27 protein-coding genes and 2 tRNA genes are annotated in these 23298 nt (G+C 71.9%); 15 read left to right on the forward strand and 14 right to left on the reverse strand.

What is annotated here, in order from left to right; genetic code table 11:
• Window positions 1–3 precede the first annotated feature (3 nt).
• Window positions 4–579: an isochorismatase family protein gene (locus ASC64_RS15935; RefSeq protein ID WP_056908538.1), complete on the reverse strand. Its 576-nt coding sequence runs from the start codon at window positions 577–579 to the stop codon at window positions 4–6.
• A gap of 26 nt (window positions 580–605) precedes the next feature.
• Window positions 606–1916, reverse strand: a complete 1311-nt coding sequence (locus ASC64_RS15940; RefSeq protein ID WP_439956815.1) for a nicotinate phosphoribosyltransferase — start codon at window positions 1914–1916, stop codon at window positions 606–608.
• A gap of 17 nt (window positions 1917–1933) precedes the next feature.
• Between ASC64_RS15940 and clpS the strand changes: the two genes are divergently transcribed.
• The 3 genes from clpS to ASC64_RS22385 are packed head-to-tail and all read left to right on the forward strand — an operon-like array spanning window position 1934 to window position 4036.
• A complete protein-coding gene (gene clpS / locus ASC64_RS15945) occupies window positions 1934–2230 on the forward strand; it encodes an ATP-dependent Clp protease adapter ClpS (RefSeq protein ID WP_056908539.1) in 297 nt (98 codons plus the stop codon).
• A gap of 2 nt (window positions 2231–2232) precedes the next feature.
• A complete protein-coding gene (locus tag ASC64_RS15950; protein ID WP_056908540.1) occupies window positions 2233–2823 on the forward strand; it encodes a DUF2017 domain-containing protein in 591 nt (196 codons plus the stop codon).
• Window positions 2824–2830: 7 nt separating this feature from the next.
• A complete protein-coding gene (locus ASC64_RS22385) occupies window positions 2831–4036 on the forward strand; it encodes a DUF429 domain-containing protein (RefSeq protein ID WP_162245816.1) in 1206 nt (401 codons plus the stop codon).
• A 9-nt stretch (window positions 4037–4045) separates the two neighbouring features.
• Here ASC64_RS22385 and ASC64_RS15960 read toward each other — a convergent pair whose 3' ends face one another.
• Both ASC64_RS15960 and ASC64_RS15965 read right to left on the reverse strand, forming a co-directional pair.
• The gene (locus ASC64_RS15960) at window positions 4046–4330 is read right to left on the reverse strand and encodes a hypothetical protein (protein ID WP_056908541.1); all 285 of its coding nucleotides are present in this window, start codon (window positions 4328–4330) and stop codon (window positions 4046–4048) included.
• Window positions 4331–4680: 350 nt separating this feature from the next.
• Window positions 4681–5934 (reverse strand): MFS transporter, encoded by a 1254-nt coding sequence (locus tag ASC64_RS15965; RefSeq protein WP_056908542.1) that lies wholly within the window; start codon window positions 5932–5934, stop codon window positions 4681–4683.
• An 85-nt stretch (window positions 5935–6019) separates the two neighbouring features.
• On the opposite strand from ASC64_RS15965, the gene ASC64_RS15970 reads away from it, so the two are divergent.
• From ASC64_RS15970 to ASC64_RS15985, 4 genes are read left to right on the forward strand one after another with little or no spacing between them, the layout of a single operon-like run.
• Window positions 6020–6484 carry a Mov34/MPN/PAD-1 family protein gene (locus ASC64_RS15970; RefSeq protein WP_056908543.1) on the forward strand — a complete coding sequence of 155 codons (465 nt, stop codon included), beginning with the start codon at window positions 6020–6022 and terminating at the stop codon, window positions 6482–6484.
• Complete coding sequence (locus tag ASC64_RS15975) at window positions 6484–6786, forward strand: MoaD/ThiS family protein (protein ID WP_056908544.1); 303 nt, start codon at window positions 6484–6486, stop codon at window positions 6784–6786. Before ASC64_RS15970 ends, ASC64_RS15975 begins: the two co-directional genes overlap by 1 nt.
• Window positions 6783–7733 carry a PLP-dependent cysteine synthase family protein gene (locus tag ASC64_RS15980; RefSeq protein WP_056908545.1) on the forward strand — a complete coding sequence of 317 codons (951 nt, stop codon included), beginning with the start codon at window positions 6783–6785 and terminating at the stop codon, window positions 7731–7733. The genes ASC64_RS15975 and ASC64_RS15980 overlap by 4 nt, the downstream gene beginning before the upstream one ends.
• A 30-nt stretch (window positions 7734–7763) precedes the next feature.
• The gene (locus ASC64_RS15985) at window positions 7764–8405 is read left to right on the forward strand and encodes a DUF3152 domain-containing protein (protein ID WP_056908546.1); all 642 of its coding nucleotides are present in this window, start codon (window positions 7764–7766) and stop codon (window positions 8403–8405) included.
• On the opposite strand, the gene ASC64_RS15990 is transcribed toward ASC64_RS15985, so the two are convergent.
• Window positions 8389–9450 (reverse strand): alkaline phosphatase family protein, encoded by a 1062-nt coding sequence (locus tag ASC64_RS15990; protein WP_056908547.1) that lies wholly within the window; start codon window positions 9448–9450, stop codon window positions 8389–8391. The two genes, ASC64_RS15985 and ASC64_RS15990, sit on opposite strands and share 17 nt — an antisense overlap.
• Before the next feature lie 155 nt (window positions 9451–9605).
• Here ASC64_RS15990 and murI point away from each other — a divergent pair, with 155 nt between their 5' ends.
• On the forward strand, window positions 9606–10409 hold the full coding sequence (gene murI / locus ASC64_RS15995) for a glutamate racemase (protein ID WP_056908548.1): 804 nt from the start codon (window positions 9606–9608) through the stop codon (window positions 10407–10409).
• Complete coding sequence (locus tag ASC64_RS16000; protein WP_056908549.1) at window positions 10406–11176, forward strand: MBL fold metallo-hydrolase; 771 nt, start codon at window positions 10406–10408, stop codon at window positions 11174–11176. The genes murI and ASC64_RS16000 overlap by 4 nt, the downstream gene beginning before the upstream one ends.
• Before the next feature lie 7 nt (window positions 11177–11183).
• Here the strand turns inward: ASC64_RS16000 and ASC64_RS16005 are convergent, their stop codons facing one another.
• Window positions 11184–11834 carry a response regulator gene (locus tag ASC64_RS16005; protein ID WP_056908743.1) on the reverse strand — a complete coding sequence of 217 codons (651 nt, stop codon included), beginning with the start codon at window positions 11832–11834 and terminating at the stop codon, window positions 11184–11186.
• Complete coding sequence (locus ASC64_RS16010; RefSeq protein WP_056908550.1) at window positions 11831–12994, reverse strand: sensor histidine kinase; 1164 nt, start codon at window positions 12992–12994, stop codon at window positions 11831–11833. Before ASC64_RS16010 ends, ASC64_RS16005 begins: the two co-directional genes overlap by 4 nt.
• A gap of 236 nt (window positions 12995–13230) precedes the next feature.
• Between ASC64_RS16010 and rph the strand changes: the two genes are divergently transcribed.
• Window positions 13231–13959, forward strand: coding sequence for a ribonuclease PH (gene rph / locus ASC64_RS16015; protein ID WP_056908551.1), 729 nt, complete (start codon window positions 13231–13233; stop codon window positions 13957–13959).
• Window positions 13956–14579 (forward strand): RdgB/HAM1 family non-canonical purine NTP pyrophosphatase, encoded by a 624-nt coding sequence (rdgB, locus tag ASC64_RS16020; protein WP_056908552.1) that lies wholly within the window; start codon window positions 13956–13958, stop codon window positions 14577–14579. The genes rph and rdgB overlap by 4 nt, the downstream gene beginning before the upstream one ends.
• Here the strand turns inward: rdgB and ASC64_RS16025 are convergent.
• From ASC64_RS16025 to ASC64_RS16040, 4 genes are all read right to left on the reverse strand, one after another.
• Complete coding sequence (locus ASC64_RS16025) at window positions 14572–15447, reverse strand: bile acid:sodium symporter family protein (RefSeq protein WP_056908553.1); 876 nt, start codon at window positions 15445–15447, stop codon at window positions 14572–14574. The two genes, rdgB and ASC64_RS16025, sit on opposite strands and share 8 nt — an antisense overlap.
• A gap of 68 nt (window positions 15448–15515) precedes the next feature.
• Window positions 15516–15589, reverse strand: a tRNA-Leu gene (locus tag ASC64_RS16030).
• 139 nt (window positions 15590–15728) lie between these two features.
• Window positions 15729–16199, reverse strand: coding sequence for a thioredoxin-dependent thiol peroxidase (gene bcp / locus ASC64_RS16035; RefSeq protein ID WP_056908554.1), 471 nt, complete (start codon window positions 16197–16199; stop codon window positions 15729–15731).
• Window positions 16196–17272, reverse strand: coding sequence for a HoxN/HupN/NixA family nickel/cobalt transporter (locus ASC64_RS16040; protein WP_235563786.1), 1077 nt, complete (start codon window positions 17270–17272; stop codon window positions 16196–16198). The genes bcp and ASC64_RS16040 overlap by 4 nt, the downstream gene beginning before the upstream one ends.
• Before the next feature lie 77 nt (window positions 17273–17349).
• On the opposite strand from ASC64_RS16040, the gene ASC64_RS16045 reads away from it, so the two are divergent.
• The 4 genes from ASC64_RS16045 (at window position 17350) to ASC64_RS22555 (ending at window position 20187) form a co-directional block, all read left to right on the forward strand.
• The gene (locus ASC64_RS16045; RefSeq protein WP_056908555.1) at window positions 17350–17598 is read left to right on the forward strand and encodes a DUF3618 domain-containing protein; all 249 of its coding nucleotides are present in this window, start codon (window positions 17350–17352) and stop codon (window positions 17596–17598) included.
• A 47-nt stretch (window positions 17599–17645) separates the two neighbouring features.
• Window positions 17646–17945, forward strand: coding sequence for a GroES family chaperonin (locus ASC64_RS16050; RefSeq protein WP_056908556.1), 300 nt, complete (start codon window positions 17646–17648; stop codon window positions 17943–17945).
• 21 nt (window positions 17946–17966) lie between these two features.
• Window positions 17967–19952, forward strand: coding sequence for an NAD(P)-binding domain-containing protein (locus tag ASC64_RS16055; RefSeq protein ID WP_162245817.1), 1986 nt, complete (start codon window positions 17967–17969; stop codon window positions 19950–19952).
• Between the two features lie 88 nt (window positions 19953–20040).
• Window positions 20041–20187 (forward strand): GPGG-motif small membrane protein, encoded by a 147-nt coding sequence (locus ASC64_RS22555; protein ID WP_200937839.1) that lies wholly within the window; start codon window positions 20041–20043, stop codon window positions 20185–20187.
• 179 nt (window positions 20188–20366) lie between these two features.
• On the opposite strand, the gene ASC64_RS16060 is transcribed toward ASC64_RS22555, so the two are convergent.
• The 3 genes from ASC64_RS16060 to ASC64_RS16070 all read right to left on the reverse strand — a co-directional run bounded on the left by ASC64_RS16060 (window position 20367) and on the right by ASC64_RS16070 (window position 23159).
• Window positions 20367–20439, reverse strand: a tRNA-Lys gene (locus tag ASC64_RS16060).
• A gap of 66 nt (window positions 20440–20505) precedes the next feature.
• Window positions 20506–22074, reverse strand: coding sequence for a phytoene desaturase family protein (locus ASC64_RS16065; RefSeq protein WP_056908557.1), 1569 nt, complete (start codon window positions 22072–22074; stop codon window positions 20506–20508).
• 17 nt (window positions 22075–22091) lie between these two features.
• The gene (locus tag ASC64_RS16070) at window positions 22092–23159 is read right to left on the reverse strand and encodes an NAD(P)-dependent alcohol dehydrogenase (protein WP_056908558.1); all 1068 of its coding nucleotides are present in this window, start codon (window positions 23157–23159) and stop codon (window positions 22092–22094) included.
• Window positions 23160–23298 lie beyond the last annotated feature (139 nt).

Consider the following 23298-nt stretch of genomic DNA (forward strand, 5'->3'; position numbering starts at 1 on the left):
ACCTCAGGCGATCTCGATGCCGGCGCCGGTCATCTCGGTGATCGCTGCCGCCGTCGTCTCCTCCGCGACGCCGGCGCACAGGGCGGTGAGCACGCGGGTGTCGAAGCCCTCCTGCGCGCTGTCGAGGGCGGTCGCCCGCACGCAGTGGTCCGTGGCGATGCCGCAGACGTCGACCTCGCTCACCGACCGCTCGCGCAGCCAGTCGGCCAGCGCCTCGCCCGACGTCGTACGACCCTCGAAGCCGGAGTACGCCGCAGCGTGCTCGCCCTTGAAGAACACCTCGTCGAAGGGCTGCGGGTCGAGGTTGGGGTGGAACCCGGCGCCCTCGGTGCCGACCTTGCAGTGCACCGGCCACGAGGCGGCGTAGTCGGGCTTCGCGGCCCAGTGGTCGCCCGGGTCGACGTGGTGGTCCTTGGTGGCCACCACGACGTCGTACGACGGCGCGTCCTCGCCCTTCGACGACCACCGGTGCAGCAGCTCGCCTATGTCGGCGGCCACCCGGGCGCCACCGGCCACTGCGAGGGCCCCGCCCTCGCAGAAGTCGTTCTGGACGTCGACCACGATCAGTGCCCGTGCCATTCCCGAAGACTAGCGGGACGGACGGGTCAGCCGCCCTGGTGGAGGGTCGGGATCACCGGGTCGCCGTGGGACATCATCGTGACCGCGCGGGGGAGCTCGGCGAGCGAGGTGCGGTGGCGGGCGCGGGCCTCCTCGAGGGTGGCCCGACCGACGACCTCGCCGCCCACGACCAGGGGCACCAGCAGCGGACGGTCGTCGCCGTCGTCGGTGGGCGGCTCGCCGATCCCGACCACCTCGGCCTGCGCCCGTCCGCCGGGGGAGCGGCGGCGCAGGGCGTACTTGCGGCCGCCGATGGAGGCCTTGTCGGTCGAGCGCTTGGCCACCGAGACCATCTCGCCGTCGTCGCCCTCGCGGGACACGAGCTTGTAGACGAACCCGCAGGTCGGGTGCCCCGAGCCGGTCACGAGCTGGGTGCCGACGCCGTAGGCGTCGACCGGGGTCGCGGCCAGGGCGGCGATGGCGTGCTCGTCGAGGTCGCTGGTCACCACGATCCGGGTCTCGGTGGCTCCGAGCCCGTCGAGCTGTGCGCGGACCTCGCGCGCCACCTCGCCCAGGTCGCCGGAGTCGAGGCGGACCGCGCCGAGGCCGGTGCCCGCCACCTCGACGGCGAGGGCGACCGCCTCGGCGACGTCGTAGGTGTCGACGAGCAGGGTCGTGCCCACCCCGAGGGTCTCCACCTGCGCGACGAAGGCGTCGCGCTCGCTGTCGTGGAGGAGCGTGAAGGAGTGAGCCGCCGTCCCGGTGCTGGGCACGCCGTGGAGCTGGCGGGCGGCCAGGTTGCTGGTCGCGTCGAAGCCGGCGAGGTACGCCGCCCGGGCCGCCGCGACGGCCGCCTGCTCGTGAGTGCGGCGCGAGCCCATCTCGATGCAGGGCCGTCCCGCTGCTGCGAGGGTCATCCGGGAGGCGGCGGACGCGATCGCGGAGTCGTGGTTGTAGATCGAGAGCAGCACCGTCTCGAGGAGCACCGCCTCGGCGAAGGTGCCCTCGACGACGAGCAGGGGGGAGTAGGGGAAGTAGACCTCGCCCTCGGGGTAGCCCCACACGTCGCCGGCGAAGCGGTACGACGCCAGCCACTCGAGCATGTCGGGCTCGACGACGCCCTCCAGCATGGCGAGTGCCGTCGGGTCGAAGCGGAACGACTCGATGGCGTCCAGCGCGCGTCCGACGCCGGCCACGACGCCGTACCTGCGTCCCTCCGGCAGGCGGCGGGGGAACAGCTCGAAGACGGACCTGCGCTCGGCCGTGCCGGCGTGCCGCGCCGCCTGCACCATGGTGAGCTCGTAGTGGTCGGTCAGCAGGGCCGTGGTGGCTGGGCTCGAGCTCGTCACGACCGACACTGTGCCACGATGGGCGGGTGTCAGCCGCAAGTCCCGTCGAGGTCGAACCGACCCAGGCTCCCGACGACATCACGTTCCTCTCCAAGCCGTGGGTGACCCTCGTCTGGGACGACCCGGTGAACCTGATGTCCTACGTCTCCTACGTCTTCCAGAAGTACTTCGGCTACGACAAGGCCAAGGCCGAGAAGCTCATGCTCGAGGTGCACAACGACGGCAAGTCGGTGGTCTCCACGGGCACGCGCGAGGAGATGGAGCGCGACGTGCAGGCCATGCACGAGTACGGCCTGTGGGCGACCATGGAGAAGGCCGGCTGAGGATGAGCGGGTTCGAGCACCACGCGAGGTCCGACCGGGTCATCGCCACCTTCACCGGGTTCGAGGCCGACCTGCTCCGGTCGCTGGCCTCGCAGATGGTCGAGCTGCTGCGCAACGAGCGTGCCGAGCCGGCCGCCCCTGCGGCCGACCCCTTCGACGCGCTGATGGCGGAGTTCTCCGGCGCGACGACCATCCCCGAGGACCCGGTGCTGGCGCGGCTCTTCCCGACGGCCTATCCCGACGACGACGAGGCCGCCTCGGACTTCCGCCGCTTCACCGAGAGCGGACTGCGTGACGGCAAGGCTGCCGCGGCCGGGCTGCTCATCGACACCCTCGAGGAGGCGGGCCTGCCGCCCGAGCTGACCGAGGAGGGGCTCGTCTTCGACGTCGAGCTGACCCGCTCCGAGGCCGAGACGTGGATGCGGGCCTTCACCGACATCCGCCTCGCACTGGCCACGCGCCTGGGCGTCGAGGCCGGCGACGAGGACTATTGGCACTCGCTCCCCGACGACGACCCGCGGGCGCAGGCGCACGACATCTACGAGTGGGTCGGCTACCTGCAGGAGACGGTGGTCGAGGCACTGACCTCGTGAGCGCCACGTGAGCCCGATCCCCGACTTCGTCGTCGACATCCGGCGCAGGATCGGCCACGACCCGCTCTGGCTGCCGGGCGTCACCGCCGTCGTGACCCGCGGCGACCAGGTGCTCCTGGTCAAACGCGCCGACAACGGACGCTGGGCGCCGATCACCGGCATCCCCGACCCGGGGGAGGAGCCCGCCGTCGCCGCCGCGCGCGAGGCGTTGGAGGAGACCGGCGTCCGCATCCGGGTGGACCGGCTGGCCGCCACCGGCGTGCACGGCGAGATCGTCCACGCCAACGGCGACCGGGCGACCTACCTCGACCTCACCTTCGCGTGCACGTGGGTCGAGGGCGACGCGCACGTCGCCGACGACGAGTCGACCGACGTGCGCTGGTGGCCGGTCACGTCGCTGCCGCCCATGGGCGAGGTCATGGTGGGCCGCATCGAGGCCGCGCTCAGCGGGGAGCGCGAGGCGAGGTACGTCGCCCCCGCGGGTCAGGACTCGGTCGAGCCGCCACCCGTGCTGACGCCGGACGCTCCCGTCCTCGGCGTGGACGCGTGCCCGTCCGGCTGGGTCGGCGTCGTCCTCGACCCCGACCTGAGGGCGTCGGTCTTCCTCGCCCCGACGATCCCCGAGCTGGTCGGGCTGGTGCGTGAGACCCACGACGTGGCCGTGGTCGGCATCGACATCCCGATCGGCCTCCCGGACAGCGGCGGCCGGCTCGCCGACGCCGAGGCGCGCCGCGAGCTGGTCGGCAAGTCATCCTCGCTCTTCGCCACGCCCGTGCGCGCCGCGTTGGAGGCCGCCACCTACGAGGAGGGCCGCGTGGCCAACCTGGCGGCGACCGAGGGTCGCACCAGCGTCAGCGCCCAGGCGTACGCCCTGCGCGAGAAGGTGCTGCAGGTCGACGCCTGGGTGCGCGCGAAGCCGGGTGTCGCGGTCGTCGAGGTGCACCCCGAGCTGAGCTTCGCGCGGATGGCCGGGCAGCCCCTGCTCGAGCGGAAGAAGGACCCGGCAGGCGTGCGCGTACGCCGTGAGGCCCTCGCCGCGCACGGGATCATCGCGCCGCCGTGGTTCCGCGGGTCCGGCTTCGGCGAGGACGACCTCCTCGACGCCTGCGCGGTCGCGTGGACCGCCGTACGCCACTCCCTCGGGGTCTCGGAGTCGTTCCCGGCCACCCCGGAGGTCTTCTCCGATGGGATCCCGGCGGCGATCCGCGCGTAGTCGGCCACATCAGCGAGCGCTGAGACCGTCGAACGCCATGCTCGCCCGGTCGCGCGTGAGGCCTTGGCGCGACGGTGCGTGGGCGGAGCGCATCCCACGCACCAGCGCGAGGACGAGCTCGGTCCGGACCTCGACCTGCTGCGAGGCGGGCCGATCGGCGACGGGAGCTGCGAGCTGTTCGACGAGGTCGTGCACCAGCTCGTGCTCTCGCTCGTGGACGGACGCCACGGTCGCCGCGATGGCGTCGTCCCACCGCGCGGCCTCGACGATGGTCAGCCAGATGCCGTCGTACACCTCTTCGAGCCAGGACTGGGGGAGGAGTGCGACCGCCAGGTCCGACAGGGCGCGCGACGGGGCGCCGGCGCCTGCGGGCAGCCACGTTGCGCAGCGTGAGGGCAGCCCAGCCGCCGTCGGCCAGGATCGGGATCGCGAGATCGGTGGCCATCTCGGCCCGGGCCAGGCTGCCTCGGGAGAACATCGCACCCGAGCGAGGGATGTAGCGCTGATCGCCGTCCATGGCGAGCAGCACAGCAGATCGCGCCGCCACCCGGAGCGGCCCATCCACAGGTGGGGCGACGCCTCGTCCGGAGAATGACTTGCGGTCAATTCAATTCCTGCGGGCTGCCACCGATGGGCACCCCGGACTAGCCCGAGTGGCTGAGCACCCCGTAGCGCTCGCGCGACGCCAGCGCCCAGCGCGAGACCGGCACGGACACCGCGGCCACTGCCAGCATGAGGGCGGCGAGGACCAGCCAGCCGGTCTCGCCCATGTCGACGCAGAGCAGCGTCACCACCGGCGGACCGACGACCGCGATCACGCTGAAGCCGAGCCCGGCGAAGCCCTGGTACTGGCCCTGCCGCTCGTGCGGGGCAAGCCCCATCTGCAGGCCCCACTGGCCTCCGGAGCCGATCATCTCGCCGACCACGTGCGCGAGCGAGCCGATGACCAGCACGACGACGGCGAAGGTCGCGTCGCCGCGGTCCGCGAGGGACACCACCGCGAAGCCGGCGGCGATCCAGACGGCGCCGCGGAGGAGGGCGCGGGACCCGGCCTCGACCGAGTCCGCGCGACGCGAGAGCCGCACCTGGAACAGCGCGACGCACGCGGTGTTCATCACGAGCAGGATCGCAACCATGACCGGCGGCGCCGCGGTGCGCTCCGAGATGTAGAGCGCCAGCCCGAGCTCCATCACGAAGAAGTGCAGTGAGTAGAGCCCGGTGATCGCCACGACCACGACGTAGGGCCAGTCGCGCAGCACGCCCAGTCGCGGCTCGCCCTCGATCCGGACGTAGGCGGGCAGGTCGGGCAGCCGGGTGGAGTTCCACGCCGCGAAGCCGGTGAAGACGGCGTTGAGGACGAAGACCGAGACGTAGGCCCATGGCTCGTCGATGACCAGCGCGGCACCGCCGAACACGGAGCCGAGGCCGATGGCGGTGTTGGTGACCGCGCGCAGGTAGGCCTTGAACAGCACGCCTCGCCCGCCGGTCGCGAGCTGGGCGATCACGCCCTGCTGGACGGAGCCGGCCGAGCGCTCGAAGAAGGCGAGCAGCGCCAGCAGCAGCGCGAGCTGCCACGGCGTACGGGCCAGGACGGGCAGGGCGCCCGTCAGGGCGGCGCCGACCATGCAGAGCGTCAGCACGCGCCGCGGGCCGCGGGTGTCGCCGAGGTGCCCGGCGGGCACCTGCACGAGCATGCCGACGATGGCCGAGACCGAGATGGCGAGGGCGACCTCGGCGGCGGAGAAGCCCACCTGGCGGGTGAAGTAGAGCGCGCTGGTCGTCATGACCGCGCCACCGCCGAACCGGTTGGCGAACGAGCCCAGCGCCAGCACGCGGAGGTCCCGCTCGACCGGGATGCCGCGCCGGGTCAGCGGCGCCTGCGCCTCCTGCAGCGACATCTCTCCCCCTCGAAGTCTCTCGACGTCAAGACTATGTGGTGAGACGCGCGCCGACGGCATCGGCGGCCTGCCTAGGCTGGGAGGTGTGTTGACCATCGCCCAGGAGACGTACGAAGCCATCGTCGCGCACGCCAAGCGCGACCACCCCGACGAGGCCTGCGGCGTCGTCGCGGGCCCCGAGGGCAGCGACCGGCCCGAGCGGTTCATCCCGATGGTCAACGCCGCGGGCAGCCCGACGTTCTACGAGTTCGACTCCAGCGAGCTGCTGGCGCTCTACAAGGACATGGACGCCCGCGACGAGGAGCCGGTCGTCGTCTACCACTCCCACACCGCCACCGAGGCCTACCCGAGCCGGACCGACATCGGCCTGGCCAGCGAGCCGAACGCCCACTACGTGCTCGTCAGCACACGCGACTGCTTCGACGAGGACGGGGGGAATAGTGACGGCCCGGTGGAGTTCAGGTCTTACAGAATCATCGACGGTGTCGTGACCGAAGAAGACGTCACGATCACCCCGACCCCCGAGCACCAGAGAGCGAGCACCCCCTGATGGCCATCGAGGTCCGCATCCCCACGATCCTCCGCACCTACACCGACGGCGCCAAGGCCGTCGACGCCTCGGGCTCCACGCTCACGGCGCTCATCGACGACCTCGACGGCAACCACCCCGGGATCAAGGACCGCCTGGTGGAGACCAAGGACGGGTCGATCGACCTGCGCCGCTTCGTCAACGTCTACATCAACGACGAGGACGTGCGCTTCATCGGCGGCCTCGACGCCGAGCTCTCCGACGGTGACCAGGTCGTCGTGCTGCCCGCGGTCGCAGGCGGAGCCCACCCCATCGGTCGATGACCCGCTACGACGACCTCCTGGCCTCCGTCGGCACCACGCCGCTGGTCGGCCTGCCGCGGCTCTCGCCCAGCCCCGACGTACGCATCTGGGCCAAGCTCGAGGACCGCAACCCGACAGGCTCGATCAAGGACCGCCCCGCCCTGCGGATGATCGAGCAGGCCGAGAAGGACGGGCTGCTGCGCCCCGGGTGCACGATCCTGGAGCCGACGAGTGGCAACACCGGCATCTCCCTGGCCATGGCGGCCAAGCTCAAGGGCTACCGGATCGTGTGCGTGATGCCGGAGAACACCTCCGAGGAGCGCCGCCAGCTGCTGCGGATGTGGGGCGCGGAGATCGTCTCCTCACCCGCCGCCGGCGGCTCCAACGAGGCCGTGCGGGTCGCGAAGAAGATCGCGGGGGAGCACCCCGACTGGGTGATGCTCTACCAGTACGGCAACGACGCCAACGCCCTCGCGCACGAGGAGGGCACCGGCCCCGAGCTGCTCGCCGACCTCCCCGAGATCACCCACTTCGTCGCCGGCCTCGGCACCACCGGCACGCTGATGGGCGTCTCCCGGTTCTTCCGCAGGGCCAAGCCCGACGTGCGGATCGTGGCCGCCGAGCCCCGCTACGGCGAGCTGGTCTACGGCCTGCGCAACCTCGACGAGGGCTTCGTGCCCGAGCTCTACGACGCCTCGCTCATCGATTCCCGCTTCAGCGTCGGCCCCCGCGACGCCGTACGCCGGGTGCGCGAGCTCCTCGAGCTCGAGGGCATCTTCGCCGGCATCTCCACCGGCGCGATCCTCCACGCCGCCCTCGGCCAGGCCGCCAAGGCGGTCAAGGCAGGGGAGAGCGCGGACATCGCGTTCGTCGTCTGCGACGGCGGCTGGAAGTACCTCTCCACCGGTGCCTACGAGGGCACCGTCGACGAGGCCGAGGACGCCCTCGACGGCCAGCTCTGGGCCTAGGCCCGCGTGGAGTGCGTCTAGGCTCCCTCCATGTCCCGGGTCGCCCGCGTCCTCCCGCTCGCCGCGCTCGTCCTGACCCTGCTCGCGGCGCCCGTCCAGGCCTTCGACCGCGGGATCGTCGACCAGCACCGCTCGACGACGACCAACGGTCAGCCCTCCGCCGAGGGCTACGCGATCCCCGTGCGCCGGCGCGTGACGTACTCGGTCACCACCCGCGGTCGGGTCACGGCCTCACTCGCGGAGTTCCGCAGGCTGGCCCAGGAGACCTACGCCGACCCGCGGGGGTGGCGCTACGGCGGCGTGGCGTTCCGGCGCGTCCGCCGCGGTGGCGACTTCACGCTGGTCCTGGCGGCGGCGGGCGCCGTGCCGTCGTTCTCCTCGTCGTGCTCGGCCACGTGGTCGTGCCGGGTCGGTCGCTTCGTCATCATCAACCAGGACCGCTGGCTGCACGCCTCACCGGCGTGGAACGCGGCCGGTCGCTCGCTGCGCGACTACCGCCACCTGGTCGTCAACCACGAGACCGGGCACTGGCTCGGCCGCGGCCACGCGTCGTGCCCTCCGGGCGGCGGACCGGCACCGGTGATGATGCAGCAGTCCAAGGGCACCGGCGGCTGCCGGTTCAACCCCTGGCCGCTCGGCTGGGAGGCGGCTGCCGTCAGGGGGCGGCGGTGAGCCGCAGGTCCTGCAGCACGTCGAACTCGCTGTCGGTGACGGGCGGCAGGTCGAGCAGGTCGAGCGCGAGGTTGGCGACCATGCCGTTGCGAACGGGCTGGCGCTTCGCGCCGTAGGTCGTGCGGCGCTTGCCCGGGTCCTTGTAGGTCGGGTTGATGGCGTAGAGGTCGACCCCCTTGTCGACCGCCGAACCGCGCGCCATGAACACGATGCGGTAGTCGTCGAGCAGGCGGGCGTTGTCGTGGCTCGGGCCGTGGCCACCGTGGTCGCTGGTCAGCAGGATCGTGGTGCCGGCCTTGCGGACCGGGTCGGAGCCCACGGCCGCCACCACGCGGCCGACGAGGCGGTCGGACGTGCGCACGGCGCGCAGGTAGGGCTTCGACATCCAGCCGTGGGCGTGGCCGGCGACGTCGGGCGGGGAGAGGTGCAGGAAGCGGAAGTCGCGGTCCTCACCGAGGTCGGCGATGAGCTCGTCCACCAGCTCGGCGTTGTCGTCGTTGATCGTCGTCCGGTCGATCGCGTCGGGCCAGGAGCGCTGCCAGAGCGTGAACTTCGTCTTCGCCGCGAAGAGCGCCGTCGAGCCGCCCGCCGCGTCGACGGCGGTGAACACGGAGGCGACGTCGTGGCCCGCGGCCTCCTGGACGGTGTTCGGCGTGAGCCGGTCGTCGTTCCAGGTGACGCCGTGCCCGCCGGTCGCGGCCTCGATGCGCCGACCGGTGACCATGCCGGTGTGGTTGGGCAGCGTCACGGTCATCTCGCGCTCGGTGCGCGCGTTCATCGTGGAGGCGCCGGCCTTCATGAACTTGTAGAGGTTCGGCAGCTGCTTGCGGCCGAGCTTGCGCACTGCGGCGACGCTCATCCCGTCGATCGAGATGGCCAGCACGGACTCGGAGTCGGCCCGCTGGGCCGTCTTCTGGGCGACCTGGCGTGTCGTGCCCGCGGAGGGGGCCGACGGCACGACGGCGCACGCGGGGGCACCGATCAGCAGGGCGCCCGAGACGAGTGCGGCGGTCAGGGAGCTGGCGAGAGAGGTTCGACGAAGCACTGCCCGACCCTAACCCGCGGTCGTCCTCGTCGAGGGTTTCCCGGCCCGACGCAGCGCGCCGCCCCCGATGTGTGACCGGGCCGACGCCCGCGATGGCGTGACCCGTGACTGCCCCACCGCCTAGCCTTCTGCCTGTGCCGACCCCTGACCCGCGGATGACCGCCGATGCCCCCATCGGCATCTTCGACTCCGGGTTCGGCGGCCTGACGGTCGCCCGGTCGGTCATCGACCAGCTGCCCCACGAGTCGGTCGTCTACCTCGGCGACACCGCCCGCCAGCCCTACGGCCAGAAGCCGATCGGCGAGGTCCGCGAGTACGCCCTCGAATGCCTCGACCACCTCTACGGCCAGGGCGTCAAGGCGCTCGTCATCGCCTGCAACTCGGCCAGTGCGGCGATGCTGCGCGACGCCCGCGAGCGCTACGACGTGCCGGTCGTCGAGGTGATCCTGCCGGCGGCGCGACGGGCTGCCGCGGCCACCCGCAACCGCCGGGTCGGCGTCATCTGCACGCGTGCGACCGCGAGCTCGATGGCGTACGACGACGCCTTCGCCGCGGTCCCCGACCTCGACCTCCACATCCAGGCGTGCCCGCGCTTCGTGGACTTCGTCGAGCAGGGGATCACCGGTGGTGACGAGCTGCTCGTCGCGGCCCACGACTACCTCGACCCGCTGGTGGCGGCAGGCGTTGACACGCTCATCCTGGGCTGCACCCACTACCCGCTGCTGACCGGCGTCATCTCCTACGTCATGGGCGACCAGGTGACCCTCGTCAGCTCGGCGGAGGAGTGCGCCAAGGACGTCTACAAGATGCTGGCGAGCACCGGCCTGATGCGCGAGACCGGCGAGCCCGACTACACGTTCTCCACCACCGGCAGCCCCGAGGACTTCGCCACCGTCGGCCGCCGGTTCCTCGGCTCGGAGCTGCTCAGCGCCAGCCAGTTCGCGGGAGGTCTCGGGTGAGACTGACCGTCGTCGGGTGCTCGGGCTCCTACCCGGGCCCCGACTCCGCTGCGAGCTGCTACCTCCTCGAGGAGGAGCACGAGGGGCGCACGTGGCGCGTCCTGCTCGACCTGGGCAACGGCGCCCTCGGCCAGCTGCACCGCTACGCCGACCCGCTGACCATCGACGCGGTCTTCGTCACTCACCTGCACGCCGACCACTGCCTCGACCTCTGCGGCTACTACGTGATGCGCAAGTACCACCCCACCGGCGCCCAGCCCCGGATCCCCGTGTGGGGACCCGAGGGCACCGCGGACCGGATGGCGCGCGCCTACGACCTGCCGCTCGAGCCCGGCATGCACGAGGAGTTCGACTTCCGGGACCACCCCAGCCGGGTGCAGGGCGGAGCGGTCGAGCTCGGCCCCTTCACCGTCGAGGCGCATCCCGTGGTGCACCCCGTCGCCGCCTTCGCGCTGAGGGTGACCGCGGGTGGGCGCACGCTCGTCTACTCCGGCGACACCGGACCCTGCCCGGCCCTCGACGCGGCCGCCACCGACGCGCACCTGCTGCTGGCCGAGGCGTCGTTCCGCAGCGGCGACGACAACCCGCCGGACCTCCACATGACCGGCACCGACTGCGGCCGCACCGCGGCCAAGGCCGCCGTGGAGCGCCTCGTGCTCACCCACGTCCCGCCGTGGCACGACCCCGCCGACGCCGAGGCCGAGGCCCGCGCCGAGTGGGACGGCCCGGTCGAGCTGGCGCGCGCGGGGGCGACGTACGAGATCTGAGCCCTGCTCAGACCAGGCCGGCGTCGTGCACGACCATCGCCACCTGCACGCGGTTGCTGCTGCCGAGCTTGGTGAGCAGCCGCGAGACGTGGGACTTGACCGTCGGGATCGACAGGTAGAGCTCGGAGGCGATCTCGGAGTTGCTGAGGCCACGACCGACGCACACCGCCACCTCGAGCTCGCGCTCGGTGAGCACGGTCAGCCGGTCCGCCGCGGTCGTCGTGCGCTCCGTCGTGGTCGTGCTGCGCAGCCGGGACACCAGGCTGCGGGTCGCCGAGGGGGACAGCATCGCGTCGCCCGCGGCCACCGTGCGGATGGCGCTGACGATGTCGCTGGGCGGGGTGTCCTTGAGGAGGAAGCCGTCGGCACCCGCTGCCACGGCGCTGACGACGTGGTCGTCGGCGTCAAACGTGGTCAGCACGACGACCGAGGGCGGCGCCGGACGGCTGTGCAGGCGCCGGGTCGCCTCGAGCCCGTCCATGACCGGCATCCGGATGTCCATCAGCACGACGTCGGGCTGCAGGGCGTCCACGAGCTCGACGCCGGCCTGCCCGTCGCCGGCCTCCCCGACCACGTCGATGTCGGTCTGGCCACCCAGCATCAGGGAGAGCGCGGAGCGCACCAGCGGGTCGTCGTCGACGAGCAGGACGCGGATCACGCGCTCCACGGTAGCCACGCCTCCAGCACGAACGTCGAGCCGTCGGTGCGCTGGTCGATCCGGCCACCACGCAGCTCGGCGCGCTCGCGAAGCCCGACCAGGCCCAGACCGGAGCCGGGCGCCCCGGTGGGCACGCCCTCGAGGGGGTTGGCCAGCACCAGCGTGATGCCTGCGTCGGGATCACCCGTCGAGCGGATCGCCATGACCGATCCGGGAGCGTGCTTGCGCGCGTTGGTGATCCCCTCCTGCACGATCCGGAAGACCGTGCGGCCGGTCGCCACCGGCACCGGAACGGAGGTGTCGACCTCGTCGGACCACGCGATGTCGAGGCCGAGGGACCGTGCCTCCGCCACGAGCGCGGGGATGTCGTCGTACGTCGGTTGGGGGCGCGCCGCGGGCGGGCCGGGGTCGTCCTCCCGCAGCACGCCGAGAACGCCGCGGAGCTCGTGCAGGGCCTCGTTGGCCTGGCCCTGGATCTGGCCGAGCCCCTCCCGGAGCCGATGGCCGTCGAGGTCCTCGCGGAAGGCGAGGGCGCCCGCGTGCATCGAGACCTGGGTGATGCGGTGCGCCAGCACGTCGTGCATCTCGCGGGCGATCTGCGCGCGCTCGGTGAGCCGCGCCTGGGCGACGCGCAGCTCCTGCTCGCGCTCGGCGCGCTCCGCGCGGTTGCGGAGGTTCCAGATGACCTCGCGCCGGGACCCGATGTAGAGCCCCCAGCCCATCATCCCGGTGTTGACCGCGAAGTTGACCAAGGTCGTGATCACCGGGTCGTTGTCCTCGATGGGGGCGATCGTCGTGTAGGTCTGCGCGGCGACGAAGTTGGCGGCGCCGACCGCGACCACCTGCCAGAAGTTGCGGCGGGTCGCCACGGACACCGCAGCCAGGGTCGCGGGACCGGCCGCGACTCCCGAGAGCGCGCTCATCGCCGCGATCGCCAGCGCGACGGGCACCGGCGCCCTGCGCCGGAACCACACGAGCACGAAGGCTGCGCAGCCCAGGACCAGCTCGACGACGAAGAACCCCGGGTGATCACGCCACTCGATCACGGCCACGGTCTGCCAGACGGCGGCCGAGATGGCGATGGCGAGCGCGTAGCGCCACGCCTGTGAGACCCAGGTCAGCTTGGGCTGGGTCTCGGAGAGAGCGGGACGGGGCTCCACGGCCCACAGGGTAGCGAGCGCATCTCCTACTTTGGTCGCGCCAAGCACCACCCGAGGGACGATGCGCGACCGGCGTCCGGCGGGCAGGCTGGTGGCGCCACCGCGTGGAGGGAGCTGCGCGGCGTGGGGCCGCGTGCAGTACTGGTCCCGCGGGGTAGGGACCTGTGGGCCGGGCCCGGTGACTCACGGGGGTGACCGGACCCGGCTCCGTCATGTGCAGCCTCTAGGGTCGAGCCATGACTTCGACCCCCCGAGCAGACGGTCGCGCCGACGACGAGCTCCGCCCGATCACCATCACCCGCAACTGGCTCGACCACGCCGCCGGATCGGTGCTGATCGAGTTCGGCGGCACCAAGGTGCTGTGTGCCGCGTCGGCCTCCGAGGGCGTCCCGCGGTGGCGCAAGGGCTCCGGCCTGGGCTGGGTCACCGCCGAGTACGCCATGCTCCCCGCGGCGACCAACACCCGCTCCGACCGGGAGTCGGTCAAGGGGCGCATCGGTGGCCGCACCCACGAGATCTCGCGACTGATCGGCCGCTCGCTCCGCGCGGTCATCGACTACCAGGCCCTCGGCGAGAACACGATCGTCCTCGACTGCGACGTCCTCCAGGCCGACGGGGGCACCCGCACCGCCGCGATCACCGGGGCCTACGTCGCCCTGGCCGACGCGGTCGCGCACCTGCGCGGCAACGGCGCCCTGACCGGCGAGCCGCTCACCGGGTCGGTCGCCGCGGTCAGCGTGGGCATCATCGACGGCGTGCCGCGCCTGGACCTGCCCTACGTCGAGGACGTCCGCGCCGAGACCGACATGAACGTCGTGATGACGGGCGACGGCAAGTTCGTGGAGGTGCAGGGGACCGCCGAGGGCGCGGCCTTCGACCGCGCCGAGCTCGACGCGCTGCTCGCGCTGGCCGAGAAGGGCTGCTCCGACCTGACGCGCCTGCAGCACGAGGCGCTCGCCCGATGAAGGTCTTCCTCGCCTCGGCCAACGCCAAGAAGATCGTCGAGATGCAGCGGATCCTCGCCGAGCACGTGCCCGACATCGAGGTCCTCGGCATCGAGGACGTCGACGGCTACGTCGAGCCCGTCGAGGACCAGCCGACCTTCGAGGGCAACGCGCTGCTCAAGGCGCGCGCCGGAGTGGCGGCGACCGGTCTGCCGTCCGTGGCCGACGACAGCGGGCTGTGCGTCGACGCGCTCAACGGCATGCCCGGCGTGCTGTCCGCGCGGTGGTCGGGCAGCTCGAAGGCCGTCGAGGGCGGGCGCGACGCCCGCAACAACGAGCTCCTGCTCGACCAGCTCCACGACGTCCCCGACGAGCGTCGGGGGGCGCACTTCACCTGTGCGGTCGCCTGGGTCATGCCCGACGGGCGCGAGCGCGTGGTCGAGGGCCGCATGGACGGCCGCATCATCCGCGAGGTCCGGGGGAGCGGTGGCTTCGGCTACGACGTGGTCTTCGTGGCCGCCGAGCACGACGCCGAGGGCCTGACCTCCGCCGAGCTCGACCCGGCCGAGAAGGACCGCATCTCGCACCGCGGCCGCGCGCTGCGCGAGCTGGCGCCCTCCGTCGCCGCCGACCTCAGCTGACCGCGACCTGCTCGCGGGCGCCGACCCGGCGGGACACCCACGACCCCCACAGGGCCGCGAACAGGAACATCACGAGCGAGTAGACAGCGGCGGGCACCGAGATCTCGACCTCGTCGAGCACCTCGACCGCGACGAAGATGGCAAGGGTGGCGTTGTGCACCCCGACCTCCATCGACGAGGCGATGGCCTGCGGGCCGGTGACGCCGAAGGCCTTCGGCACGACGTAGCCCACGACGAGGCTGACCGCACAGAACACCGCGGTGACCAGTCCGACGTCGGCGAGGTAGTCCCCGACGTTCTCGCGCTGGTCGAGCAGGATGCCGAGGACGAGGATCGCGAGGATCACCGCCGAACCGATCCGGACCGGCTTGTCCATCCGGCGGGCGAAGCCGGGCGCACGGTTGTTGACCAGCATGCCGATGCCGACCGGAAGCAGGATGAGCGCGAACACCTTGACGATCTCGACCAGCGGCATCGACACGTCGTCCTGGCGGTCGAAGTACGCGATGGCGAAGCCGGTGATGAGCGGCAGCGTGACCACCGCGATGACGGTGTTGATCGCCGTCAGCGTGATGTTGAGGGCCACGTCCCCGCGGAAGAGGTGGCTGAAGAGGTTGGCCGTGGTGCCACCGGGCGACGCCGCGAGCAGCAGCATGCCGATGCCGAGCAGGGCGGGCAGGTCCAGGAGGACGACCAGGCCGAAGCAGATCGCGGGCAGCAGCACCACCTGGCAGGCCAGCGCCACGGCCACCGCCCTGGGCGCCCGGCCGACGCGCCGGAAGTCGGCGGGGGTGAGGTCCAGGCCGAGCCCGAACATGATGATCGCAAGCGCGAGGGGCAGTCCGACGGTGGTCAACGCGGAGTCCATGCGCGGACCCTAGTGGTGACGTGGCTCACACGGGCGGGACTCACGCGAAACTGGGACGTCGGTCGGGGTGCGCTCGGAGAGACTCGAACTCTCACTGTCACGGACCTAAACCGTGTGCCTCTGCCAATTGGGCTACGAGCGCGCGGGCCAATCCTCACACGTGTCCGAGAGGTCGCCCCGCGGGGCGCCTCCGGAGGGCGACAACTCGGACACGTGCGGCGGTCCTGGCCCGGCACGTCGCGGATCGAGGGCCACGACCGCCGCACGTGCGGCGTACGTCCTCAGTCGAGACCGAGGTCGCGGCGCAGCTTCGCGACGTGGCCGGTGGCCTTGACGTTGTACTGGGCGAGCTCGATGTTGCCGGCCTCGTCGATGACGAAGGTCGAGCGGAGCACGCCCTCGACCTCCTTGCCGTAGAGCTTCTTGGTGCCGTAGGCGCCGTAGGCCCGGTGCACGGCCAGGTCCTCGTCGGACAGCAGGGTCAGGGTCAGGCGGTCGCGCTCGCGGAACTTCGCGAGCTTGGCCGGGGCGTCCTTGGACACGCCGAGGACCTCGTAGCCGGCGCCGCGGAGGGAGTCGAGCGACTCGGAGAAGTCGCAGGCCTGCTTCGTGCAGCCCGGGGTCATCGCGGCGGGGTAGAAGTAGACGATCACCTTCGTGCCGCGCAGGTCGGCCAGGCTCACCTGCTCGCCGGTGTCGCTGGTCAGCGTGAAGTCGGGCGCGGTGTCACCGGTGGTGAGGCGGTCGGTCATGCGAGTCCCTTCTCGATCTGCTCGTCGAACCTGTCCTCGATGCGCGCGAGGTGGTACCACGCCACGCTCGCACCCCAGACGAGGACGAACAATGCCACGAGGCCGAAGCCGGCATACTCCAGGTCGATCCGGCCCGCCCATGCCAGGCCCGGCACCCAGTCGGCCGCGAGCTGGACCAGCAGCAGCAGGCCGATGGAGAGGGCGACCGTGACGGAGAGGATCGTCACGGTGAAGTTGTAGTAGATCTTGCGGATCGGCTTGAGGAAGGCCCACGAGTAGGCCCGGCTCATCAGCACGCCGTCGATCGAGTCGAAGAGCACCATGCCTGCAGCGAAGAGCACGGGCAGCGTGAGCACGGCGTACCACGGGAGTGCGAACGCCGCGGTGCCGCCGGCCAGGACCAGGAGGGCGATCTGGGTGGCGGTGTCGAAGCCGAGGCCCATCAGCAGGCCGACCGGGTAGAGGTGTCGGGCCCGGGTGACCCGCTGCGTGGTGCGCTTGAAGATGCGGGCGAGGAAGCCGCGGTTGTGCAGGTGGTGCTCGAGGTGCTCCTCGTCGAACGTGCCGGCGCGCAGGTGGCGGTAGGCGTGGACGATGCCGAGCAGGGCGCTGAGGTTCATCAGGCCGATGACGATGAGGAAGGTGCCCGCCGTGACGGTGCCGATGGTGCCGAGCGTGCCCTGGAGGACCGAGCCGTCGTCCTTGACGGGGTCGGCGAGGGCGCGTACGCCGATGGCGAGCAGGAAGCTGAGCCCGAACACCACGCTGGAGTGGCCCATGCCGAACCAGAAGCCCGTCGTGGTCGCCGGGCGTCCTTCCCCGACGAGCTTGCGCGTGGTGTTGTCGATCGCGGCGATGTGGTCGGCGTCGAAGGCGTGCCGGGCGCCCAGCAGGAACGCCGCCACCCCCAGTCCCACGCCGAAGACGCCGGAGCTCCCGACCTCGAAGCGCTGCGGGGCGACGACGGCGAGGAGCACGCCCCAGCCGACAGCGTTGAGGCCGAGCACGACCACCGCCATCGCGGCGATGTGGCGTCGGTCGGTGGCGGACCAGCCGCGGGGTGCCTTGTTCACCCCACGATGCTATTGCACATCAGTTGCAACAAGGTCGCCGCACCGGATCGTGCGCACGGCGTTGATAGCCTTCCCGCGTGACCCAGGACATGAGCGCGCTCGAGCGCGAGATCGAGGAGACGCGCCAGCGACTGGCCGTGACCATCGACCAGCTCGCCCACCGTGCCCACCCCAAGACGATCGTCGGACGCCAGGTGACGACGGTGAAGTCGCACTTCGTCGACCTCGACAGCGGGGCGCCGCGCACCGACAACATCCTCAAGGCCGCCGGCGCGGTCGTGGGCGTGATCGTGCTGTTCGCCGTCGTGCGCAAGGTCGCGAGCTGAGCACGGCGTCCGGGGGCGGCAGCCCGAGCAAGTCCGCCCCGATCAAGATGCTGCACGACCGCCTCCTCGTCGAGGTGGACCAGGAGTCCGGCGAACGTCGGTCCAGTGGCGGCATCGTCATCCCGGCGACCGCCGCGATGGGTGCCCGCCGCCTTGCCTGGTCGCGGGTCATCGCGGTCGGGCCGCACGCCCGGTCCGTCGAGGTCGGCGACCGCGTGCTCTTCGACCCCGAGGACAAGGCCGAGGTCGAGGTCCACGGCGAGGTCTACGTCGTCATGCGCGAGCGTGACGTGCATGCCGTCGCCGCCGAGCGCCTCGACGGCGGCTCCACCGGTCTCTACCTCTAGCCCCGAGCACAGGAGCGCCCGATGGCCTACCTCGTCAAGCAGTCCCACCGCGCCGCGGCCGTGACCGAGCCCGTCCCGGTCGACGAGTCCCTGCCGCGCACCTGCGTCATCGGTGCCGGGTCCTCGGGCATCACCGCTGCCAAGCACCTCTACCTCGCGGGCATCCCCTTCGACTGCTTCGAGAAGGGGAGCGACATCGGGGGCACGTGGGTCTACGACAACTCCAACGGCCAGTCCGCGTGCTACGACACCCTCGAGATCAACACGTCGTGCCCGCGCATGGCCTACTCCGACTTCCCGATGCCGGAGGACTACCCCGACTACGCGCGCCACGACCAGGTCCACGCCTACTTCGAGCAGTACGTCGACCACTTCGGGTTCCGCCGCACGATCACCTTCGACACCACGGTCGAGGACGTCTCGCGCGGTGCCGACGGGCGGTGGGACGTCCGGATCAGCGGTCCCGGGGGCACCGAGACCCGCACCTACGACGCGGTCCTCGTCGCCAACGGCCACCACTGGGACCCGCGCTGGCCCGACCCGGCGTACCCGGGTGCGTTCGACGGCGAGCAGATCCACTCCCACGACTACCGTTCCGCCGACCAGTTCGAGGGCCGCGACGTCGTGGTCGTCGGGGCCGGCAACTCGGCCATGGACATCGCCGTGGAGTCGTCCTTCCGCGCCCGTACGACGACGTGGTCGGTGCGGCGCACCGAGTGGGTGCTGCGCAAGTTCTTCCTCGGCAAGCCGAGCGACCAGGGCCTCCTGCCGCCGGGCTGGGTGCCGTGGTGGGTGACCGCCACCCGGCTGCGCATCGGCGCCCTGACCGCGGGCAGCATGACGAAGTACGGCCTGCCCGCGCCCAGCCACAAGCCCGGCCAGTCGCACCCGGTCCAGTCCGAGAAGATCCGTGAGCGGCTGGCCGCCGGGGCGGTGACCGCGAAGCCGGCGATCGAGCGCCTCGAGGGCGACCGCGTCGTGTTCGTCGACGGCACCAGTGCGCCGGCCGACCTGATCGTCTGGGCCACCGGCTACCGCGTGCGCTTCCCGTTCCTCGGCCCCGACCTCGTCTCGGTGGAGGACAACGTGCTGCCGCTGTGGAAGCGCGCCGTGCACCCCGACCTCCCGGGGCTGTTCTTCATCGGCCTGCTGCAGCCGATCGGCGCGGTCATGCCCCTGGCCGAGGCCCAGTCCGCGTGGATCGCCGAGATGCTGGGTGGCGGCTACCTGCCACCGTCCGACGCGGTGATCCGCCGTCAGATGACCGAGGACCACGAGCGCAACGTCCGGCGTTTCTACGACTCGCCCCGCCACACCATGGAGGTCGACTTCGACCCCTACTTGTGGGACCTGCAGCGCGAGCGCGCCCAGGGTCGCGAGCGCGCCGCCGCGGCCAGGGCGCCGCTCGCCGCCGTCCCGCTGGCTCCCGCGCCCACCGGTGCCGCGCGCGTCCGGCGCACGGTCGCCGGGCTGCTGCTCCGAGCCGTGCGGTGGCAGGCCGTGGGGGAGGTGCCCCAGCGCGGGGTGCTGGTCGGCGCACCGCACACCTCCAACTGGGACTGGGTGCTCACCCTCCTCCTCGCCTGGCGCTACGGCATCACCATCCGGCTGCTGGTCAAGAAGGAGCTCTTCGTCGGTCCGCTGGGGTGGCTGCTGCGCCGCACCGGTGCGGTCGAGCTGGACCGCAAGAACCCCGCGGCGACCATCAAGGAGCTGCTCGCCGAGGCCGCAGGCGACGACCCGTGGGTGATCGGGATCGCGGCCGAGGGCACCCGGTCGCGGGGGGAGTACTGGAAGTCCGGCTTCTACCGGATCGCCCAGCAGACCGGGCTGCCGATCACGCTGGCGTTCCTCGACGTCCCCTCGCGCACCGTCGGCTGGGGCCCGACGTTCCACCCGACGGGTGACGTGTCCGCCGACATGGACGTGCTGCGCGACTTCTACGCCGACAAGACGGGCTTCAACCCCGAGGGGTTCACGCCGCCGCGGCTGCGCGAGGAAGGCTGAACCGAGCCTCCCACCCTAGGGGTGTGGGCGATTTCAGGCCCCCACGGCGGGAGGCTAGGTTGAACGCGCAACCGAAGGGAGCATGCAAATGGCATTTCTGCTGTGGATTCTCGCCGTCATCCTCGTGGTGTCCGGCATCGTCTCGCTGGTCCGGGGTCAGATGCTCTGGGGCATCGTCCTCATCATCGTCGGCCTGCTGGTCGGCCCGGGCGGAGTCAGCCTGTTCACGAAGTAGCACCGCACGACGCGAGGAGCCGGTCCCCCGAGGGGCCGGCTCTTCGCTGTTCCCGGGCTGTTCTCGGTCTGTTCGCGGCCTGTTCTCGGGCCGGTGTCGACGTGCGCGGAGGGCGGCCGGACGCGGGAGCTGCGGAAATGACGAGAGCCGGTCCCGAAGGACCGGCTCTCAGCTTCTCGTACGCCATCAGGGACTCGAACCCCGAACCCGCTGATTAAGAGTCAGCTGCTCTGCCAATTGAGCTAATGGCGCGTGCGGTGAAGCGAGGACAACATTACCGCGTCGCCTCCGACGTGCGAAATCGAGGGGGCTCCCCGGTCACAGATCGGCCAGCACGGCCTGCGCGGCGTTGTGCCCGCCGAGCCCGGAGACGGCACCACCGCGCCGGGCGCCGGAGCCGCAGAGGAGCACGACGTCGTGCTCGGTCTGCACGCCCCACTGCTGGGCGGGCGTCTCGAGGCGCGCGCGGTTGGGCGCCCACGGCCACTCCAGGTCGCCGTGGAAGATGTGCCCGCCGGGCATGGCGAGGTCGCGCTCGACGTCCTGGGGGATCTTGGCCTCGATGCAGGGGTTGCCCTCTGCGTCGGTGGCCAGGCAGTCCTGGATGGGCTCGGCGAGCACCGCGTCGAGCGATGCCAGCGCCCGGCTGGTGGCCACGTCGCGCGCCGACGGGTCGGCGTCGAAGAGCGCGGCCGGCGTGTGCAGCCCGAAGTACGTCAGCGTGTGCGCCGAGCCCGCCCGGTCGCCCAGGATCGAGGGGTCGGTGAGGCTGTGGCAGTAGACCTCGCCCGGCATCGGGTCGGGCACCGCGCCGCCGGCAGCGGCGTCGTACGCCCTCTCGAGCTGGGTGTAGTCCTCGGCGAGGTGCAGCGTGCCGGCGAAGGCGACCTCGGGGTCGGCTCCGGAGCGCAGCGCGGGGAGGCGGTCGAGGAGGAAGTTGATCTTCAGCTGGGAGCCGGCCGGCTTGGTGTCCGCGTCCTCGCCCTCGCCGAGCAGGATCCGCAGCACCCACGGCGCCACGCCCGACAGCACCCGGCGAGCGGTGACGGAGCGTTCCCCGGCGCCGTCGTGGAACCTCACCTCGGCGCCGTCCGGGCCCGTGGCGATGGAGCTGACGCCGGCGCCCGTGACGATCTCCGCGCCGGCCTCGACGGCCGCCTTCGCGAGCGCGTCGGTCACGGCGCCCATGCCGCCCACGGGCACCCGCCACTCGCCGGTGCCGTTGCCGATCAGGTGGTAGAGGAAGCAGCGGTTCTGGATCAGCGACGGGTCGTCCAGGGACGCGAAGGTGCCGATGAGCGCGTCGGTCGCCACGACGCCGCGGACGGTGTCGTCGGCGAAGCGCGCGGTGATGGCGCGTCCGAGCGGCTCGGCCACGACCTCGTTCCAGATCCGCTCGTCGACCAACCCGCGCACCTCGCGCTCCAGCGGCAACGGCTGCATCAGCGTGGGGGAGACCGCCTCGGCGAGCCGGCCGACCTCGGCGTAGAACGCCTGCCAGGCGGCGTACTCCTCCTCGCCCCCGGTGAGGTCGCGGAAGGACGCCCGCGTCGCCTCGCCCTCGGGGCGCTCGACGAGGAGCCCGCCGGTCCGGTCGCCGCGCACCCACGGTGTGTACGACGCCGTGGTGCGCGACGCCAGCTGCACGTCGAGGTCCAGGTCGGCCATCAGCTGCTCGGGCATCAGGCTCACGAGGTAGGAGTAGCGCGAGAGCCGTGCGGGGTGTCCCGGGAAGGGCTCGATGGAGACCGCGGCGCCGCCCGTGTGGTCCAGGCGCTCGAGCACCAGGACGCTCAGGCCCGCCCGCGCGAGGTAGGCGGCGCTGACCAGTCCGTTGTGGCCGCCGCCGACCACGACGACGTCATAGCTGCTGCTCCCGGGAGTCACCGGCCCAAGGTAGACCCTCAGCCACTGAAGGAGTCGTTGGGCACGACGACGGCACGCCCACGCACGTTTCCGTGCTCGAGGTCGCGGTAGGCGGCGGGCGCGTCGTCGAGGGTGTAGATGGTCGACTCGGCGTGGATCAGCCCACGCGAGGCCAGCTCCAGCACCTCGACGAGCTCCTGGCGGTTGCCCCAGTAGGTCGTCTGCACGCTGGTCTCGTAGGGGAGGCCGAAGAACGACACCGGCAGGGTGCCGCCGGCGATGCCGACGATGGTGAGGTCGCCCATCTGGCGCACCACCTGGGCGGCGGTCGCCAGCGTGTCGTCGGAGCCCACGAAGTCGAGCACCACGTCGACGCCCCGGCCCTCGAACGTGGCGGCCCGCACCTGGGCGGCCGTGTCCGCACCGGGCGCCATGGCGAGGTCGGCCCCGAGCGCGACGGCGTGCTCGCGCGCCCCTTCGCGACCGTCGATCGCGATCACGCGGGCCGCGCACACGGCCTTGAGGACCTGCACTGCGAGGTGCCCGAGCCCGCCGACACCGATCACCAGCGCGGTGCTCCCCGGCCCGAGCTTGCCGAGCGAGCGTCGTACGGCGTGGTACGGCGTCAGTGCCGCATCGGTGAGCGGGGCCGCGTCGACCACGTCGAGACCCTCCGGCAGCGGGACGAGGTGCCGGACGGAATCGACGAGCATGAACTCGGCCATCCCGCCGTCGAGGCCGAGCCCGCCGCCGCCACCGGGTATCGGCGCACGGTCCGGGCGTTCGCAGTAGGTCTCCAGGCCCGCGAGGCAGTGCTCGCAGTGGCCGCAGCCCCAGGCGCCGACGACCGCGACGGGCTGGCCGACCTGCAGGCCGGTGACGCCCTCGCCGAGCGTGTGCACCCAGCCGGCGTTCTCGTGGCCGAGCGTGAAGGGCGGCGACCACGGCAGGAGGCCGGGCTCGAACTCGTGCATCAGGTGCAGGTCGGAGTGACAGGCGCCGGCGGCGCCCACCTCGATCAGGACCTGTCCGGGTCCTGGCTCGGGGACGGGCACGTCCTCGAGCACCGCGTCGCTCTTCCAGCTGTTCAGTCGCAGGGCCTTCACCGGATCCTCCTGGCTCGTCGGGACCCCTCCAGCATCCTCCTCGCGGGCGTCGCGCGATCAGGGTCGCTCGGCGTACGCCCTCGGGCCCTTGGTCCCTAGGTGGCGCCGCCCCGGCGGAGGACCGTGGAGGTGGGAGATC

Origin of the sequence: Nocardioides sp. Root122 (genome assembly GCF_001425025.1) — a bacterium.
Taxonomy (GTDB): Bacteria; Actinomycetota; Actinomycetes; order Propionibacteriales; family Nocardioidaceae; genus Nocardioides.

What these genes read in the sequence shown, in the direction of transcription:
- ASC64_RS15965 (WP_056908542.1), bottom strand. Translation starts at nt 5,934, where the DNA reads ATGTCGCTGCAGGAGGCGCAGGCGCCGCTGACCCGGCGCGGCATCCCG.
- ASC64_RS16050 (WP_056908556.1), top strand. Translation starts at nt 17,646, where the DNA reads ATGCTGCACGACCGCCTCCTCGTCGAGGTGGACCAGGAGTCCGGCGAA.
- ASC64_RS16025 (WP_056908553.1), bottom strand. Translation starts at nt 15,447, where the DNA reads ATGGACTCCGCGTTGACCACCGTCGGACTGCCCCTCGCGCTTGCGATC.
- ASC64_RS16055 (WP_162245817.1), top strand. Translation starts at nt 17,967, where the DNA reads ATGGCCTACCTCGTCAAGCAGTCCCACCGCGCCGCGGCCGTGACCGAG.
- murI (WP_056908548.1), top strand. Translation starts at nt 9,606, where the DNA reads ATGACCGCCGATGCCCCCATCGGCATCTTCGACTCCGGGTTCGGCGGC.
- ASC64_RS15935 (WP_056908538.1), bottom strand. Translation starts at nt 579, where the DNA reads ATGGCACGGGCACTGATCGTGGTCGACGTCCAGAACGACTTCTGCGAG.
- ASC64_RS15985 (WP_056908546.1), top strand. Translation starts at nt 7,764, where the DNA reads ATGTCCCGGGTCGCCCGCGTCCTCCCGCTCGCCGCGCTCGTCCTGACC.
- bcp (WP_056908554.1), bottom strand. Translation starts at nt 16,199, where the DNA reads ATGACCGACCGCCTCACCACCGGTGACACCGCGCCCGACTTCACGCTG.
- ASC64_RS15975 (WP_056908544.1), top strand. Translation starts at nt 6,484, where the DNA reads ATGGCCATCGAGGTCCGCATCCCCACGATCCTCCGCACCTACACCGAC.
- rdgB (WP_056908552.1), top strand. Translation starts at nt 13,956, where the DNA reads ATGAAGGTCTTCCTCGCCTCGGCCAACGCCAAGAAGATCGTCGAGATG.
- ASC64_RS15980 (WP_056908545.1), top strand. Translation starts at nt 6,783, where the DNA reads ATGACCCGCTACGACGACCTCCTGGCCTCCGTCGGCACCACGCCGCTG.
- ASC64_RS22555 (WP_200937839.1), top strand. Translation starts at nt 20,041, where the DNA reads ATGGCATTTCTGCTGTGGATTCTCGCCGTCATCCTCGTGGTGTCCGGC.
- rph (WP_056908551.1), top strand. Translation starts at nt 13,231, where the DNA reads ATGACTTCGACCCCCCGAGCAGACGGTCGCGCCGACGACGAGCTCCGC.
- ASC64_RS15950 (WP_056908540.1), top strand. Translation starts at nt 2,233, where the DNA reads ATGAGCGGGTTCGAGCACCACGCGAGGTCCGACCGGGTCATCGCCACC.